The following is an 18,131-nucleotide window of genomic DNA, read 5'->3' as shown; positions in this document are numbered from 1 at the left end:
TTTTATGGATTAATTCTTCTTTGCATGTAAAAGGTATCAAATATGGTATAACGATTTGGCTCAGGTTATTAAAGTCTGCTCCTTTCTTCCTCATTACCGGTAGCTCTGTCATTACCAGCCTTCGGACGAGATCCAAACTGGTAGGAGACCGAAAATACAACGGATCTGTTCAGTTGGAAATGTTCATAGCTTTGTTTCAGGCCATTGACTTCGGTATAATAGGTAGGGCAGCTGTTTTTAAAAATATCCGTCGCATTGAGTCCTAAAGTCCATTTTTTATTCAGTGTGGTATACATAAGCCCCAGGTCCAGTGAATTATAGGTGTTTGTGGTTCCTATATGATCAACTTCCGGAAACTGGCACCAGAAATTAACAGCTCCGCTGAAATTTTTCTGTTTATCAAAATAAAATGTATTGCCGATAGATACATATTGGCCCCATCCTTTCTGATCAGCTACATAATCAAGATCTGATTTGCTTTTGGTATAATAAAGATTAAACTGTAAAGCGGCGTCCCACCATCTGACCGGAGTTAAATTTATACGCTCCTGTATTCCCCAGGTGGAGCTATTGATAAAGTTCATGGGTGTTCTGTATACTAAAAATGTATCCAGCGATCCAACTGTTAGGTAGTCAAAACTATTGGTGGTATGGCGATAATATAAAGAGGTATAAAGTTGCTGTTTATAACTATGTCCAATTTCCAGCTGACTTGTATATTCTGGCTTCAGCGCCGGATTGCCATCGTAATAGGCATAAGCTGTTAATAAAGACCGGTAAGGGTTCAGGTTCCAGAAAGTGGGACGGTTGATCCTTTTATTGAATTCCAGATAAAATTGATTGGGCTCATTTGCCTGATAAGTGAATGAAACGGAAGGATAAAATTTAAAATAACTATTTTTATCTGTTCTTAACAGTGAAATGGAATGCCCGGTGGTTTTCGTATACTCAGCCCTTAGCCCCGCATTGAGGCTGAAATCTGCCCATTTCTTAGATCCCTGGATATAAGCAGCCTGTGTTTTTTCCGAGTAATCATAAATATTGCTTTTACTGGAATCAAAAGCAGGTGTTCCGGTAGCAATATTATAATAAAGCGCGTCGCTATATATGCTGATATCACTGAATTTAGCGCCAAGCATCCAGGTAGCAAACGGCGTAGGAATGCTCAGGTCTGCTTTAGCGGTGTAAATCAGTATGTTTTGTTTGGCCGTATTAGAAAACAGCGCATTTTGATCGCCATCCTGTTGCAAGGCAGGTTGGGCATATCCCCTGAAATTGGAATAGTCAGTTCTAAAGAAGTTAAAATAATCTGCATCAGCACTAAGCGTTGTGCCTTTGCTGTCTAAAACTGTATTATAATGCAAATTGACGGCATTTGTTTTGGCAATAGGATTATAGGTGGCATAGCTTCTGATGACTGAATCTATATTCCCCTCTTTATCTGTAATATAGTTTTTGACATCGTCATGGCCATCCAGATTGTGTCCTTCCTCCCTGTAGCCAAAATGATAACTAATTTGAAGCTGACTTTGTTTCCCGATTTGGTAGCCCAGCCCTACTGTACCATTGTAGTCATCTATCCTATAAATGCCAGTGTCATTCAAGGACCAGTTATATGTAGGGTATTGAACACCAATGATCCAGCCCATGAGCTCTTTATGGCGGTTCAGATTAACACTGGCAAACCCGTTCCATCTGTCCTTTTTATAATTGACGGAGCCGTTCAGTGTGTAATTGTCATAAGTGTTTTGTTGACCATAAGTTCCTTGAACGGACCCGCTCCAGCCTTCCAGGTTGGCAGTTTTAGTGACAATGCGGATAATACCTGCACCGCCAGCGGCATCAAAGTTGGCTCCGGGGCTGGTAATAGCCTCTATTTTATCAATATCCTTGGTGGGGAGGGTTGTTAAATAATTAGCCAGGTTCTGATCACTTATTTCAAGTAACTTATTGTTTACCATTATCTTAACGCTTCCCTTCCCGGCCAGACCTATGGTAGTACCACTGATTTTTACGCCCGGGATTTTGGAAAGAGCCGTAAGCGCATTACCACCCTGGCTGGTTACACTACCGGAGACATTATAGATGATTCTGTCTGGTTTTTGTTCAATCAGCTTCTTTTTTCCGGTAACCGTAACCTGTTCCAGTTCCTGAGTATAGGGTTGTAATTGTAGTTGAATACTTGAATCCTGGTCTAGTCTGATATAAATCTTAGTAGTATTGTATCCGGTTTTGCTGGCTTCAATAATATATAGCCCTTTTTGGAGCCCGTTAAATTTAAACGCTCCATTTTGGCTGTTTTGACCTGCTTTAACGGTGGTGTCTTCAATTAGTTTTATTTGAACGGTTGCATCTGTTAATGCCGCTTGTTTCGGATCTGTTATTCGACCCTGTAAAACCACTTGGGCTGAAAGGACTTGATTGAATCCGGCGATTATCAGAAAAGTGCAAATTAGTCTTATGAAAAGCGACATGTATATTAAATAGTTATTATGTATAAGTAAAACTCCAAAACTACTGTCTTTGAATGGATTAAATTGATAAAGAATCTTTAACGTTTGCGATTCATGCAATCGTTTGATTTGCTGAAAATCGGCTGCAATTTTGTAAGGTTTATATGAAATTTTATAAGAACCTAACCATGTAAATATTTTACCTTTGACAGGTAAAAATCAATTGTTTTGAAGCAACAGGGATTGATATTATTTATTTTATGCATTTGTTTGCTGGGGCTTTTTGCTCTTCCTGGTCAGCTGATGGCCTGCACTGGCATGCAAGGACATAGCTGTTGTCATAATGATGCCAAACCTGCTTCAAATGGAAGAACAGCTCTACAAAAAACAAAATCAGCAACGACGATACATCAGGGCTGTCAGATGGCCCAGGAAGCTGAAAAGGGTAGCCTTCCATGTGATCATTCAGCAGGTGATGCCTGTGGCCACAATTGTCATTGTACAGGGAACGGTATCACGAGCGTTTTTTTGCCTGCAATGAGCACCATATTACAAATGGACCAGGCGGAGAAAGTCGTGCCATCTTTTTTTATTCCGATAAGATTACCCAAAGGTTTTGATTTTATATGGCGACCCCCTAAAATAGAATTTTCAGTTCTGCCATTGAGCCTCACAGGCTCAATGGCAGAACTGAAAATTCTATTTTAACTTTTATAAAATCAATAAATATGAAAAAGATATTATTAGCGTTTGGATTCATCTCCATAACCTCTCTCGCAATGGCGACCCCTCCCGGAGCCGCTAATTCCTATTTCTCTACTCATTATACTTACACAAATGCAACTTTGGATGCTAATTCGGTTGTTAAGGCCTATTTATCCCTTAAGGATGCTTTAGTCGCAGGACAGAAAAGTCAGGCCGCTGAGGCTGGAAAGCGGCTGGCAACAGCGCTCACTTCCTGGGAAAAGCAGTTAGACAAAAAAGTATTTGCAAAGGATGGCAAAGAAGCACTGAATAAAGCTGTAGCTATCGGCAATGCGACGGATATTACAGCACAGCGAACAAGTTTTAAGGATTTAAGCACGCATTTGTATGCTTTGCTGAAAACCTCCGGTACCACTACCACGCTATACTGGGATTATTGTCCCATGGCAAAAGCCAATTGGTTAAGTGATAAAAAGGAGATTGAAAATCCTTATTATGGTAAAACCATGCTGAATTGTGGTTCTGTAAAAGAAACACTTGAGCCTTAATACTTATACCATAAATTTTACGAATAAAAGGTAAAATAATTAATTTCAATTATTAAAGGACAAAGCATGTCCTGATGGAAGCGACACGTGGAGCTAAGTGGAATAATTTGTAGTAGGCACTTACTTATTAGCTTTTCTATGCAAAGGTCATTCAATGCAATCAGGAGCTAAGTGGGTAATGCTGCTGACCAACGCCACTATTGGGATGGAAACTTTCCTGATGTAGTTTTATGCCATTTCGGAGGACTTTTGAAGTTTGATCGTTAGGGCATATTATCAGCGTGACAGTCAATCTTTCAGGATATGCATTGAAAGTATATTAAAAAAATCTGATGAATATATTTAGTAGGTATTTACCTGGTCTTTTGCTGGGGCTGTTGTTATTTTATTTGCAGCCCGCCGCGGCTCAGGAAAAACCAAAATTTGATCATGGAAATAATGACCGGTTTACGCCATTTGCCTCCTTTGCAGTGCCGGTAGCGCATCCTACACTGCCTGGACAGGAACCTCCTTTGGGCGTGCTTTCGAATATGGAAAAGGATATTGCCACAAAACCTGTCGAAGCTGCAGGAGCGGGTATTCACTTCGCTCCGGGGGAAATAAAGGCGAAAACTGTGCGTTATGACTTGTTTATAACGGATTCAACGGTGGGTTTTGATGGTAAAAGCAAAAGAGCAATTGCCGTCAATGGACAGTTACCTGCCCCGACACTGGTTTTTACTATTGGCGACACGGCTCTGATTTATGTGCATAATAATTCAGATGAGCCAACAGCCGTACATTGGCATGGCGTACAACTGGCCAACAGAATGGATGGCGTTGCTTATCTTACCCAGCATCCGATTGCGCCACATACAACTTATATTTATAAATTTCCGGTGGTGCAGGCAGGTACTTATTGGTATCATAGCCATTATGCATTGCAGGAACAGGTTGGATTGTATGGAGCTTTGATTTTTAATAAGAGAACGGAACCGGAAATTCCGACCATTCCTGTAGTACTTAGTGACTGGAGTAATATGAAGCCGGAGGAGATTGACAGAAGACTGCACACGGCCTCGGATTGGTTTTCCATTAAAAAGAAAGCAGTACAGAGTTATAGTGAGGCAATTGCAGCAGGTAAGGTTGGCGTAAAATTACTCAATGAATGGAAGCGAATGAAGGCGATGGATGTGAGCGATGTCTATTATGAGAGGTTTTTATTGAATGGACATGACTCCAGTAAAGTGAAAGGGCTAAAGCCTGGAGATAAGGTCCGCTTAAGGGTAGTGAATGGTTCCGCGTCTACTTATTTTTGGCTAAAATATAGTGGTAGCCAATTAATGGTTGTGGCCAGTGATGGAAATGATGTTAAACCGGTGATGGTAGATAATATGATTATAGGGCCTTCCGAAACCTACGATCTGGTGGTCTCCATATCGGGTAATAATTCCTTTGAATTTCTAGCCACTGCGGAAGACAGGACAGGAAGCGCCTCCTTGTGGTTGGGAGATGGACCGCAGCTTGCCGCAAGACCTCCTGGCAAGTTAAAGTATTTTGCTGGCATGGCCATGATGAATGACATGATGAAAACCAGTGGCAAGATGGATGATATGGGGATGGCAATGTCCTTACAGACTATGGATATGAATAGCGTGATGTATCCGGAGTTAGATGGCGCCTCCGAACAGGATAGAGATATGGCTATGCCAGATTCTACCTCTATGGAACAAAATATGAATCATGGCAAGTGGTATACTTGCCCGATGCATCCAGATATCAGACAAGATAAGCCCGGTAAATGCCCTAAATGCGGAATGGAATTAGAGCTGGTGAAATCTGAGGGCAAAGATGCTTCAATGAGTCACCTGTCAGGGCATAAGACAGCAGAAAAGGACAGGGTAGCTGAAGTCGCGAATATGGAAAGCCATGCTCCTGTAACCTTAAATTATAATATGCTGGAGGCTACCCACAAGACAACGCTGCCTGACGGACTCTGGCGGACACTGAATTTTGAGCTGACAGGCAACATGAACCGGTATGTCTGGACGATTAATAATAAGACGGTTTCTGAAACAGATAAGATCTTGATTAAAAAAGGCGAAAACCTGAGGATTGTTCTTTATAATAATTCTATGATGCGTCATCCCATGCATTTGCATGGACATGATTTTAGATTGGTTAATCAGTATGCAGATAGTTCTCCCATGAAAAATGTGGTTGATATTATGCCTATGGAGACCGATACGCTTGAATTTAACGCATCTGAAAGCGGAGATTGGTTTTTTCATTGCCATATACTTTATCACATGATGAGTGGGATGGGACGGATCTTTACCTATCAGGATAGTCCGCATAATCCTGAAATGCCACATCCGGATATGGGATATAAAATGCTTAAAATGGATGACCGCATGTTTCATTTAAAGGCTGAAAATGATTTTGCGACAAACGGTAATGACGGAAGCCTGGTATATGCCAATACGCGCTGGGCGTTTCAGGGGGAATGGCGGTTAGGATATAATAATAAGGATGGATACGAGGTGGAAACCCACTTTGGCAGGTATTTAGGATCCATGCAGTGGCTCTTTCCTTATGTAGGCATCGATTGGCGGCATAGGCGGCATAAGTATGAAGAGAAGAGTCTGTTTGGTCAGACAAACACCAAGGATGATCGTAAGGTCTTTCATGTTGGGATCCAATATACTTTGCCCTGGTTAGTTGTGGCTGATGCAAGTGTTGATCATAACGGTTATGTCAGAATGCAGTTAAGTAGGGAGGATATCCCGCTTACGCCCAGGCTGCGGGCTAATTTTATGGTGAATTCTGATAGGGAATATTCTTTTGGGGGTAAATATATATTGACTAAATTATTCTCTTTATCAACGCACTATGATAGTGATATGGGCTGGGGTGCAGGCATTACGTTAACCTATTAGCTGGATGGCAATCCGGTTACTTAGTATTGATTTTTTTCTTTTTATATATTGCAAGGCGGCATATTCATTGCCGCCTTGCTTATGCTGTTGAATTTCTAAATAGCATTCATTGGATTTGCCATTGTCGCTATGGCGGATTAATCAGCATAAATTTTAGCTTAGTTCTGGGCAAAATGAACACTCAGCGATTGAAGTTGAAAGCAGCTTCTGGCCGGCTTTTTATCTTCAGGCATCACCATACGCAATGGTCCCTTATTTTACATTAAGGGTTGTCCGTCAATTTCATAAGCAATAATGGGCAGATTTTTGACAAAACTGCTGTCAAGCTCAGCCAGAGAATAGACTACCTGATAACCATCTGCACAACTGGCCAGTACATATTTGCTTAGGTTTTCCCCACGAAGTTCATGACCTGTTGTAACACCTGCTTTGGCTAGTACATCTGTAACGTATATTCCAGTATACTGATGGGGAGACCCTGTTTTATCCTTCACCGTAACGGTATGTTCTGGCAAGGATTTTAATGATGAGAGTGTTAGCGTTAGCGGGGAGGTCACTTCTCCGGATATTCGTAATACTGCAGATTGGGATGAGTCACTGTTTAAAACCGTGTGTACCTGAGTCTTAGCCGACTGGAAGGGGAAAAATAAAAAAAGTACAAGGGCTTTGACTAAAAGTATTTTTTGGATTTTCATTGTTTTTTGTTTTTGATTGTTGAACCAACTAAACTACAATTTATTTATTAGATGTAAATGGGTCGGAAAATCTTTTATCCTGAATAAAACTTGAATCCGTTAGCATGTTTAAAAAAGCGATAAGGGAAGTTCTTTCACCCTTGGTGAAACTCAGGTGATCTTTAGGGTTACTCACTATTTCTTTGCTGTTCAGAAAGGGGCTTAAGGAAGAACTTGAAAGAATGTGATCACTATAATGGTCAATAACCTCGGCCAGGCTTTTAAACCGTCCGTCATGCATATAGGGTGCAGTAAGGGCTATGTTGCGTAAGGTTACTACCCTGAATCTGCCTTTGTCATAGTCCTGGCCTGTGATAATAGCCCTGCCTAAATCCTTTGGAAGACTGTCTAACCCGTTATTCATAAATAATTCTTCATAGGTGTTGGGGCCGCCATGACAATGACTGCAGCTGGGCCTTCTCAGATAAGTTTTGCTGGTGGGGGTGCCGTAAAATAAGGCGATGCCTTCCAGTTCCGCAGCCGTTGGTTGGTAAATCCCCTCAAGATATTGATCATACCTGGAATTACAGGAAATAAGTGTTCTCTCAAATTGCGCCAGCGCCTTTTCAATTCTGCTTTTAGTAATCTTTTCGTCTCCAAAGGCGACCTTGAATGCATTTTTATATAATTGCCTGTGTTCCAGTTTAGCAATGGACTGGTCAAAAGATTGATTCATCTCATGCAGGTTGACAAGTGGGGTGTCCGCTTGTGCTTCAAGCCCTTTTGCTCTGCCGTCCCAGAAAAACTGGTTGACCCATAGTAAATTGACAAGTGCCATTGTATTACGCGGTTGGGCAGAGCCGTCTGCCCCCAGACTAAATGCCGCGGTGTCACTAAAGGCATGTTCCTGCTGGTGACAGGATGCGCAGGATATTTGATTGTTTTTGGATAGCTGTTTTTCATAAAAGAGCATTCTGCCGAGCGCTATGCCTTCTTCAGTAGTCGGGTTATCCTCCGGGATTTGATAATGGTGCCCGAAATAGGCCGGGAATCGCAGGGTGATTATATGGGGAGTCGGGATATTATTTACAATAGTATCCCGACTGTTCGTAAATGAACTGACTGATAGCGAGCCAATCCAGATACACCCCAACAAAGTAATGGACGTGATCGTTTTTAGACTATTGCCCATCAGAGATTATATCGAAGGTTTACAAAATAGTTCCTGCCAGGCTCTGGAAATCCTTCAGTCAACTGGTAGTTTTTGTCAAATATGTTATTGATACCCCCCTCCAGGCTAAAGTATTTCCAGACATGTACTTTTGCACTTGCATTAAATAAAGTGAATGCACCTGCTGTTGTTCCGTAAGAAGTGCTGAATCGTTTTGAATCATATTCTCCGTTTATTTGTAAAGATAGAATGGATTTTAGAGAATACTGTACAAAACCAAATAACTTACTTCTGGGAACATCAGTAAAAAATAAATTCGGGCTACTTATATTATTAAGTTTAATGTAAGTATAGTTGATTCCAGTTGCAATAGCTGTAATTGGATTGTAATCGATTCCTAGCTCAAATCCCATGTATTCTGACTGCCCGACGTTTTGCAACTGTCTAAGCGAGGTTCCGGAAGTTGAATCGAAGCTTACGTTGTCCACTGAAAGGATTGTGTTATTTATTTTGCTATAAAACAATGCGGCGTTTGATTTTAACGTGTTGTTTAAATAACTGCCGTTATAAGATAAATCATAGTTTATCGCGTATTCTGCTTTTAAGTCTGGGTTGGGAAGTGCCGTTCCCATACTGAATGAATATCTGTCCTTAGTAGTGGCAAATCTTGTTTTTCTGGCAATACTAATGCTTAATTCGTTGCTTTTATCAATAGAATATTGCAACGCTCCCTGTACATTTATTGCATTATTATGGTTTGATGTGTAAGTTTCCAGTTGTTTAGTATCGCTGTTGTAATGCTGCGCTTTTAAACTAGATCTGTTATTAAAACTGAGGCCAGTAAGCAGTTTTAGCCCTTTTGATAAATTTAACTGATATTCCAGTGCTGCGGTTGAAGTGGCATCCGCCATTTTGGCTATAGGTTCTCCAAGGTCGTGTTCTCTATGGACATCTTGTTTATATTGAAGGCTTCCGATCAGGTGGTCAATTTGTCCGAATTGTTTGCTGTATTCGATTATGGCGCCTAAGGTGTAATCATTATATAGGCTAGAAAACGCGTAACCTTTTTCCATACTGGAATAGGTGTCATCATCATATGAGTTCAGAGTGTTGATGAATTTGTCATAATACAACCTGGTTTTTATGGATTGACTTGAATCGATTTGTGTGTTTGATAAAAATGCAATACTTTGTTTATCCCATTTAGGCCATCTCCAGTAGCGCGGCTTTTTAAGTAAGCTATTCAATGTGTCGCTGCCTGCATATACCGGAGTGCCTTTATTTCCATGCTGATAATTATAACTGAGCGCATATTCGCTACCTTCATTTGGTGTGAAAGCCACTTTAAGACTTACTTTCTCGTCGTCGCTATAGGAGTTTTCCCTGTGGCCACCCTCTTCATAGGCCGTCGGTTTAAAGTCCTTGGACATGGGAAAATAATCTCTTTTGTATTTTGAGATGCCAGCCTGAATATAGAATTTGCCCAGATTGCTGCCCACATTGAAATTACTTCTAAAGCCTCCGCTCAGCCATCCTGTGGCACCATTTATTTCTAGTGATTTAGTTGGTTTGCGAGTGATGAGGTTGATAGCTCCTCCCATGGCATTGGGCCCATAGTTTACAGAGGTGTAATCCTTTGAAATCTGTATACTGGCGAGGTCAAAAGTTGTAAACCTTGCTAAATCCACGTAGCCGTCATAAGGGACATATACAGGAATGCCGTCTATAAGCAGCGGAACACGTCTTAAATCAAAACCTCTGACGTATAACATGGCTTCATTGCGTTGGCCTACTTTTGAAAGCGTAATGCCTGGTAAAAGGTTTAATGCCTGGGCCGCATCATTTCGGCCAAACATTTCCATTTGCCTTGCATTAACTGAATTGAAAATTGGAGGAGTAAGGCTTGTACTGACAGTTACTTCTCCTAGTTTGAAAGTCCCTGTGGTGTCTTGTTGGGTTTCTGAACTATCGGTGAGTTGCGCTTTAAGTTTAACGGCATGAGAAAGGAGAGTCATGCAAATGGCAATTTTTAATGTTTTTCGGAGCATAAAAAATGATTGGAAGTGGATTGGTTGAATAGTAAAAAAAATATATGTATGTTTAAATTTGATTTATTTTATAATTTAAGCAAGGTTATTATAAAAAAGTTCTCAAAAATAACCACTATGTATTTTATTACAATTGTTAGTAGAATATATATTTAAATATAAAAATAATATATAAGAAAAATATATAATTTAAAAAGATTTTCTTATGGCTGGGGATTAGGAAACAATTTTATAAGTCCAGTATAGCTAATGAGTTCTTAGGATACTTTACCTGTGCGTGTTTAATTTGAGAATTGTGGAGATGGAATTTATTTGAAAGTGGCCGTCTTCTTTTGGAGTGTTGTATTCAGTTTTTACTTTTTGCGATCCCGCAATAATGCTCTGGTTTTATATGGGTGGGTTCTAATGGGTCTTAACACAGAGAATTTATTTTGGGTGTAAATTTTTATCCATTAACCGGATACAAAAACTATGGAAAAATGTGCCTTATGAGAAGGAGTAGGTGGTCAGTTAAACAATTAAACAGCCGCAGAAGCAGGCAAAAAGTAAACGCTGAACTTTCAGTAAATTGATTATTACTTGATGTATTGCTAAATGAATTTGGTATCTGAAATAAGTATAAAAAATGAGATGGCATACTTGCAGAACTGTTAAAAATAATAGTACATCTATCAGCCCCTTGCAATAAATTAATATCAATTTTGATTTATTGTAAGGCTCATATTTGTACAGTTTTAATATTTATGTTTGGCTATTTTTATGATGTTGTAAATTCTTTTAGTGTCTGGACCGTAGCAAATATGGTGTCAATTAATTTGATGGTGGGTAATTATGGGGAAAACTATCCGGCTATTTTTTAATTTGAAAAGATTAAATTTGTATACCTCACTTAATTTTTACACTAATTAACGAAAGCAATATGAAAATTGATAACATTCAGGATAAAATCATTGAGGAGTTTGCTCAGTTTTCTGATAAGGTACACCGGATTCCCTATTTTAGAAAACTGATTCAGATTGGCAATGATTTAGAGCCTATTCCAAAAGAAGAATTGGATAAAGAACATGAAGTTAAAACTTCAAAAAGCAATATCTGGATTAAGGCCAGATTAATGAACAACCGGGTATTTTTTACAGCAGAAAGTGACAATTCAATCAGCAAAGGTTTAGTCGGTCTGTTACTCCGGGTTTTCTCAGGAAATTCTCCAAGGGACATCATTAATACCCATTTGTATTTCTTAAATGAAATCAATATGTATGAAAGGTTGAATCAAGATTGGGTAGATGATTTGTTGGCAATTATTCAAAAAATAAAATTGTTGTCCACTAAATTACAGGTTCTGGAAATAACCAGAAGCGATATGGCCGATGCAGTATGAATGGGTACTAATTCAGATTATTGATTAGTATTTTAGTTTGATTGCCTGTTTTAAAGCTGATTTTATAAGCTTTATTTTCGATTATTTATTTTGAAAATTACCTTTTCTACACAAAAGGTGCTTTGTGCCTTTTGATTGTAAATGGGTAGGGAGAGTCTATTTTCCAGTCATGAAAATAAGAAAGCAATTTAAATAAATACGCTCTGCTTTTACTGGGTTGTCAATCAGAAAAGGCAGAGCGTATTATTTGAATTAGTTTAATTACATCCTTAAGGTGTTAGTTGATTCTCAGTTTAGCACCTACCGTGCACCATCTTGTAGGCATTGGAACGGCTCCTGCCTCCATGTACTTGGCATCAAAAATGTTATTGACTTCCGCGTAAACCGTGACTTTTTTGATTTGGTAATTGGCTCTGAAATCAGCGACATCATAGCTATTGGCCAATTCTCTTTTAAGAAACCTGTTTTCTAATTGTAGATTTAGATTTCCGATACCATAGCTGACACCTGCAATGAACTGATGTTTTAATGATTCTAAGCTATATTTTGATTGCAGATCGCTGGACCCGTCAATAATAGGGTTTAGATAATTGTAGCTTAAATGGTATTCAAAGGATTGTTTGTTCCCTAAATCTATATTTTGTTGAATTCTGGCATAGAGACCTTGTATTTTGTTTTTACCGAAATTGATAGGGGAGTAGGGGACGTCGGCACTTTCTCTTACCCAATCAATGAAATCGCTAATTGTTCTATAGAAATATCCAGCCTGAAATCTGAAGTACATTTTACTATACTGAATATTCCCTTCATAATTCCAGGCGCTCTCAGGCTGAATCTCAGGGTTGCCTATATTGCCTGGTCTTTGATCCAGATAAAGGTCGGTAAATGAAGGTACTCTTTCACCAGATCCGATACTTCCCGAAATTTTCCAATGTTGATCAATTAAGTATGCCAAATCAATGCCTGGGTATAGCTGCCAATCATAATCCGTATTGTAGTTTGCATAAACGCCTAAAGTGCCTTCCAATTTCTTTCCAATTGAAGATTGGAGCTCAGCATATGCTCCATGATTTTCTCTTTGGTGTTTTCCAATGTTTGAACTATTAATTTTTTCAAAGCGAGATTCCCATCCAAGTCCCAATGTCCCAATTTTTGTTTCCAGACTACCGTTCAGTTCTAACATCAATGCATTGGTATAATGCCTGGATCTGTATTTGCTTAAGTCATCCTTTAAGTATCTGTAATCATCATCACCATATCTGTCACTAATTCTTGGAGAAAGCAGGAATTTGCCAAATTTATGCCTGGAAGATAGGCTAAATACGGAGGATTGTACAACTTCTGCTGAATTGATATCACCAGGAGCTGCATAAAATCCATTGGCACCATAATGACTCCTGGCATATCCAGCCATGGCTTGAATACTATTGTTTTCGTTTAGATTATAACTGCCGTTATAGAAGACTTTGGAGGCCTTTGAATCTGAATTATAACGCTGACCGTTATAATTATTCTGAGATGCGGAAATTAGATGATTGATCTTTTTATTGCCTAGAGTGGCACTTAGTTCTGCACCTCCTCCCCAGTAAATGCCGTTGCCATCTCCGGGGTCCTTGTCTTTAAATGAACTTCCAGTATGGGCATCGATGGTAAGGGTCGGGTGGTCTGCGGTTTTGGTGACTATATTGATAGCCCCTGTCAGTGCATTGATGCCATAAATTCTGGCAGCTGCTCCTCTAAGGATTTCTATATGATCAATAGCACTTAAAGGCACTGGGATATTCATCATATTATGTGCTGACTGTGCATCGATTAATTTTACCCCATTTATAAGAACGAGTGTTTGTTCTGATGTCCCTCCATCTATAGCGATATCTGCTTGTGCGCCAAATGGGCCTCTTTGACGAATATCAACCCCGCTTATGTATGACAATACTTCATTCAAGGAATGTACCGGCATTTTCTCAATATCCTGTTGCGTAACGATTTGTATATCCCGTGTTGCCTGACTAAAAGGAGTTTGAATACGGTTTCCCTGGATAATTACGTCATCTAATTGATTGATGTGTGTGTCTTGTTGTTGTGCAACAGCTTGTAAAGAGGCAAGTGTGCCTATAACGAGTAATAGTTTTTTCATAATTGATAATTGCATTTGCCATCCTGTGATCCGGTAATGAGATTTAGAATTAAAAATAGCAGCATGAGTCTATGCTGGAAATGCGGAGCAAATGTAATGTGTCATTATGAATTATTTTACTTTTTCTTTGACGAAAATATTATGCAATCGATTCTTTTTCCTTGAGAATTGAGGATGAATTTGATTATGAATTAGTTGTCTATTTCCAGGTAATCATTAAAAAGCGTGGTCGATAAAATGTGGGTTCTGAATGTAGCTGATTTAGAAAATCTAGTGAATTGACATTATAACTAATTAGCAGTTTTCCTTTGGAAGATAAGCTGGGATGGGCTTTGGCATTATAAACTATTATTTTATTTTTGTCAGTTGGCTCCGTGCAATGCCATAATGTGTCCATTGACCCAAAAGGTCCATATGGAGTGGGCGCCAATTTTAGACCGATATAAGGTTGTATTCCATCTAATTGATAGATTAGTGCATACTTACCTTCTTTTATTTTTGTAACGCTAAGTTCATTTGATACATGGCTGGTAACTTCCTGGCTTTGGTTTATGTCGCTGACCCATGTTTGGCCATTAAAGTATTTCCAGTTTTTGGGGTTTGTAATGTCAGCAATTGTTGAGCGTGCAACGATTAATCCTTTGTGTATACCACGCACACCGTATATATAGACATAATTGTCATTTTCTTCCTTTCCTTTGTTATGTCTTACATTTTCCTGGTAAATTCCTGCACCTAAACTTCCTTCCGATACTTTAGGTAATGGAATTTGTTTTAAAATTGAAAAGTTTGCATCGGTTAATAAGAGATCGTTCCCGATTTCTTTAAATCCAAATGCCTCATTACTAACATTGGTCATTTTATAGGCGAAAATCGCTAAGGCCGTGTCCTTGTTAAGAGGCTTATTTTTGTTTTTTATAGCAATTCCATCACCCAGCCAATAATAGATTGAGTCTTCAACCGGATTACCTTGTCTATCTTTGATGTCAGATGGAATGAAAACGGATGCTGGTGTTTTGTTATTCTTTTGCGGCCAATAAAATTGAATATTATCTCTTTTAGGATTTTTGCTGTTTAGAATGGCTACTGCATTATGGATCATGGTAAATCCATTGTCAGTTTGTTTTCCATCTATTAAAGTATCTATTATGGAATCACTGAAGAGAAATAATATATTGTTTGATTTCTTACGTATGAAATTGTTTTTAAAATCTGATGGAAGAGATATTGAGTAAATGCCATCACCTCCTGTCCAGCCTGTCTGTTTATTAAATAGTTGAGTCCATTCAATAGATGGGGTTATTGAATAATTGGCTGTGTTGTGTGCTTGGGATATTCTCTGAATTTTATTTATTTGCTTATTTTGGGCATGGAGCGAAACCGCTTTGAACATTAATAAAATTATAATTGAAGAATAAACTGTTCTTTTATTGAATAATTTGACGTGGTACATAAGGCCCTTTCTTATAAAGGTAAACATTTGTTTTTATTTAGTTATTCAATGATTGGATTTAAGCTTTTTCTTTTTTTGATTTAAAATTGCTCTGTTGGAGAATCTGAAAAGAAGTGTTGTATTTTATTTGTTACAAGTTGGATTTCATTATTTTACATAATATCATCGTACTAATATTTGTTATGACATGAATCCTGATCATTGGAATAAAAGAATTATTTCTGGAGTACTTAGAAGTGTTACAAAATTTTGTTTTGTGCGTTTATTTATAAATAGAATTGAAGCAGACGTTATGCCTGTGAATGTTTGTTGTAAGTATCTATTACTGAAATGTGGCTTGGCAAAGGAAGGACTTTTACGTTCCTGGTTGTTTTGGGATCAAAAATATTGGGATATAAATATGCTTTCTTTAATTAAATAATTTCCTTCTTAGTCTAAATAATGATCTTCTAGCAGTTTTGAACTATTAATATACTTGCTGAATTTATCTCTTTTGAATTGAGTGAAAGGCCCCTGATTTTAGATGCAGTTTAGACTGTATTATATTGTTGGATTACGCAGCCATCTTCTTATAATAAGTGTATCTTTATTAATCTGAAAATTTAAATTTTTCTTGCGCCTGTTGTTTTCATTTTGCTAAAATCAATGAGCTGCTAGAAATAATGTTTAATTTTGTGTTCTGTAAATTCCATATAGGTGACTTTAAACAATGCATAGACGATTGCATCTAGTTCTGGAAAACGGATTTGTCTATATTTTGATGAAGTTCCAAGCTGATGAGTGGTTGCTACCGTACTAAAGGTAGAGCGTAGTCGGTATACTCTCCCGTTTGCTGATCTATTTCAAGCATAAATATATCAGGGTCTTTCTCTCCAGGAATCTCAACTACATTTTTAATTTGTAGCTGTGGGTCTGTTGGACAAGGTTGTATACTTATCAGCTTATGATAGACATATCTATATCTTTTTAAGTTTCTAATTTCTTTTGTATAGTTGACTCTGATTCGTTCCTGACTGTATCCCAGTCGTATTTTAATAATAATTATTTGAATATCATTGTTTTTTTTGTAGTTTATAATTAAACGTAACTGAAATATTTAATTTTGTATTAATATTATTTGGTTAATCTCATGATAAATGGTGGATGTTTGAGATAGTTATTTTGGGCAGTGTGTTATTAGTTTGGGAGGCATCTTTTATTGGTGATATGGCAATTACTATTCAATTATAAGTTATCCCAAATAAGAAATTGGCCAGAGCTCCTTTTAGACCATATTTGCCAGAATCTTTTTCTCTGAGTTTAATATTAATTTACTTCTAGCTTATAGTTTTTGTTTCCAGTATTAAAGTCTTCTCTCACGGGACTTTTTCGGCTCAGTTTTCTTTTTCGGTACTATCTTTTTAATTTCCTGGACATCGGCTAGGTCCATTTTTCTTCCCGAGGCTATTTTATTTGCCATCAAATCCTGAAGTCCAATGTAAACTATTGCTAGATCACCTTCAATTAGTTCTTGTCTGTTTATATAGGCCTCTTTAAATTCAACACCATCTATATTATTCAGAATATCTATCCGTAAAGGAGGATAACCAATCTGGGAAATATACCCCTGTTGCAAAAAATCGTCCTTTTCAAAGCCTAAAGAAGACATACCAAAAGCTTCCATGACCTTCAATAATTTTTCGGCGTTCTCTTCAGATATATTAACCCATACATCGAAGTCTCCTGTGTAACGTGGTTTGCCGTGAAACGCCATCGCATAGCCACCAACAACCATATACTCTACTTTATATTTGTTGAGCAGCACAACAAAATCCTCAAAGTCCTTTCCTAGTATCATAATCCGTTTTTATTTTGTTAACTATTGTTTTGTCCATTCTCTGGCCTTTTTTTAGCATTTGGTTGACCAGAAATGTAACCGCTTCCGCACGTTTTATCACCGGCTGGGATATCCAATAATGCCAATCATGCATTTGGTCTTCAGCCTGTTTCATCTTTACCCTTCTTAAAACAGGAGCAATAGCTCTTGAGGCGGCTACATCAACTTTAGGCTTTGTAATAATCTCTTTGCGTTCCACCCGTACTGTTTCATTATCGTAGGCAGTTTTCTCTTTACCCAAGTAGTTATTTAATGTATTGTAACTATACTCCGGGTAACTGAGACAAAAATTTCTCAGGTTAGAAAAGACTTCGGTATGCTGTTGCTTTTTCCAGTGCACAAGCACTATTCTTTTTTTGCTTAGACTATCCGTTTGCATTATCAAATATAACCAATATTATCATCATGTTGGTCAATTTATAGTAAAATATTTGATAAATTCTTAAGTTTGGCTTGGTAGTTTCGTAATGATTTTAGCCACAATATGTTCATATTTATACTTCTTGTCCACCATAATTGATCTTATGCTTCTCAGCTATTAATTTACCTAATTCCGGAATTAGAATATCTAACTATAAATCGCCAAATTGGTATAAATCTACCTACTTACCATCTTCTGTTTCAGGATTAAGCAAGGCCAATAATCTTTCAGCATTCAACTTATTTTTCTCTGTCTGAGGTGTGTTGAAAAATCCGGACAGTAGTTTTTGCTAAGTCAAAGATAGATTTTTCTTTTCAAAAATTGATTTATAGATTTACGTTGATCAGAA

General features: G+C 38.1%; 13 protein-coding genes. 5 read left to right on the top strand and 8 right to left on the bottom strand.

Features of this window, described 5'->3' with window-relative positions; all coding sequences use genetic code 11:
- Positions 1 to 68 precede the first annotated feature (68 nt).
- Positions 69 to 2,402 (bottom strand): TonB-dependent receptor domain-containing protein, encoded by a 2,334-nt coding sequence (locus tag BLU80_RS04835; RefSeq protein WP_170831143.1) that lies wholly within the window; start codon positions 2,400 to 2,402, stop codon positions 69 to 71.
- Positions 2,403 to 2,681: 279 nt separating this feature from the next.
- Here BLU80_RS04835 and BLU80_RS04830 point away from each other — a divergent pair, with 279 nt between their 5' ends.
- The 3 genes from BLU80_RS04830 to BLU80_RS04820 all read left to right on the top strand — a co-directional run bounded on the left by BLU80_RS04830 (position 2,682) and on the right by BLU80_RS04820 (position 6,624).
- Positions 2,682 to 3,161, top strand: a complete 480-nt coding sequence (locus BLU80_RS04830) for a hypothetical protein (RefSeq protein ID WP_091394336.1) — start codon at positions 2,682 to 2,684, stop codon at positions 3,159 to 3,161.
- Between the two features lie 20 nt (positions 3,162 to 3,181).
- The gene (locus BLU80_RS04825) at positions 3,182 to 3,706 is read left to right on the top strand and encodes a DUF3347 domain-containing protein (protein WP_091394335.1); all 525 of its coding nucleotides are present in this window, start codon (positions 3,182 to 3,184) and stop codon (positions 3,704 to 3,706) included.
- A gap of 332 nt (positions 3,707 to 4,038) precedes the next feature.
- Positions 4,039 to 6,624 carry a multicopper oxidase domain-containing protein gene (locus tag BLU80_RS04820; RefSeq protein WP_091394332.1) on the top strand — a complete coding sequence of 862 codons (2,586 nt, stop codon included), beginning with the start codon at positions 4,039 to 4,041 and terminating at the stop codon, positions 6,622 to 6,624.
- A 257-nt stretch (positions 6,625 to 6,881) separates the two neighbouring features.
- Here the strand turns inward: BLU80_RS04820 and BLU80_RS04815 are convergent, their stop codons facing one another.
- The 3 genes from BLU80_RS04815 to BLU80_RS04805 are packed head-to-tail and all read right to left on the bottom strand — an operon-like array spanning position 6,882 to position 10,484.
- Positions 6,882 to 7,319, bottom strand: a complete 438-nt coding sequence (locus BLU80_RS04815; protein WP_091394331.1) for a molybdopterin-dependent oxidoreductase — start codon at positions 7,317 to 7,319, stop codon at positions 6,882 to 6,884.
- Between the two features lie 40 nt (positions 7,320 to 7,359).
- Positions 7,360 to 8,490 carry a cytochrome-c peroxidase gene (locus BLU80_RS04810; RefSeq protein ID WP_091394328.1) on the bottom strand — a complete coding sequence of 377 codons (1,131 nt, stop codon included), beginning with the start codon at positions 8,488 to 8,490 and terminating at the stop codon, positions 7,360 to 7,362.
- Positions 8,490 to 10,484 carry a TonB-dependent receptor plug domain-containing protein gene (locus tag BLU80_RS04805; protein WP_170831142.1) on the bottom strand — a complete coding sequence of 665 codons (1,995 nt, stop codon included), beginning with the start codon at positions 10,482 to 10,484 and terminating at the stop codon, positions 8,490 to 8,492. Before BLU80_RS04805 ends, BLU80_RS04810 begins: the two co-directional genes overlap by 1 nt.
- A 952-nt stretch (positions 10,485 to 11,436) precedes the next feature.
- Between BLU80_RS04805 and BLU80_RS04800 the strand changes: the two genes are divergently transcribed.
- Positions 11,437 to 11,895: a SufE family protein gene (locus BLU80_RS04800; protein ID WP_091394321.1), complete on the top strand. Its 459-nt coding sequence runs from the start codon at positions 11,437 to 11,439 to the stop codon at positions 11,893 to 11,895.
- A 277-nt stretch (positions 11,896 to 12,172) separates the two neighbouring features.
- Here the strand turns inward: BLU80_RS04800 and BLU80_RS04795 are convergent, their stop codons facing one another.
- Together BLU80_RS04795 and BLU80_RS04790 are read right to left on the bottom strand one after the other, a co-directional pair.
- Positions 12,173 to 14,032, bottom strand: a complete 1,860-nt coding sequence (locus BLU80_RS04795; protein ID WP_170831141.1) for a TonB-dependent receptor plug domain-containing protein — start codon at positions 14,030 to 14,032, stop codon at positions 12,173 to 12,175.
- 199 nt (positions 14,033 to 14,231) lie between these two features.
- The gene (locus BLU80_RS04790; protein ID WP_170831140.1) at positions 14,232 to 15,425 is read right to left on the bottom strand and encodes a DUF4185 domain-containing protein; all 1,194 of its coding nucleotides are present in this window, start codon (positions 15,423 to 15,425) and stop codon (positions 14,232 to 14,234) included.
- Between the two features lie 247 nt (positions 15,426 to 15,672).
- On the opposite strand from BLU80_RS04790, the gene BLU80_RS19385 reads away from it, so the two are divergent.
- Positions 15,673 to 15,906, top strand: coding sequence for a GNAT family N-acetyltransferase (locus tag BLU80_RS19385; protein WP_139188088.1), 234 nt, complete (start codon positions 15,673 to 15,675; stop codon positions 15,904 to 15,906).
- A gap of 921 nt (positions 15,907 to 16,827) precedes the next feature.
- Here BLU80_RS19385 and BLU80_RS04785 read toward each other — a convergent pair.
- The gene (locus tag BLU80_RS04785; protein WP_139188087.1) at positions 16,828 to 17,322 is read right to left on the bottom strand and encodes a nucleotidyltransferase; all 495 of its coding nucleotides are present in this window, start codon (positions 17,320 to 17,322) and stop codon (positions 16,828 to 16,830) included.
- The gene (locus tag BLU80_RS04780; protein WP_091394311.1) at positions 17,300 to 17,740 is read right to left on the bottom strand and encodes a hypothetical protein; all 441 of its coding nucleotides are present in this window, start codon (positions 17,738 to 17,740) and stop codon (positions 17,300 to 17,302) included. The genes BLU80_RS04785 and BLU80_RS04780 overlap by 23 nt, the downstream gene beginning before the upstream one ends.
- Positions 17,741 to 18,131: the final 391 nt, after the last annotated feature.

This window comes from Arachidicoccus rhizosphaerae, assembly GCF_900107765.1.
Lineage (GTDB): Bacteria > Bacteroidota > Bacteroidia > Chitinophagales > Chitinophagaceae > Arachidicoccus > Arachidicoccus rhizosphaerae.
Note: the sequence above shows the minus strand (reverse complement) of the source record. Positions and strands in the feature narration are given on the sequence as shown.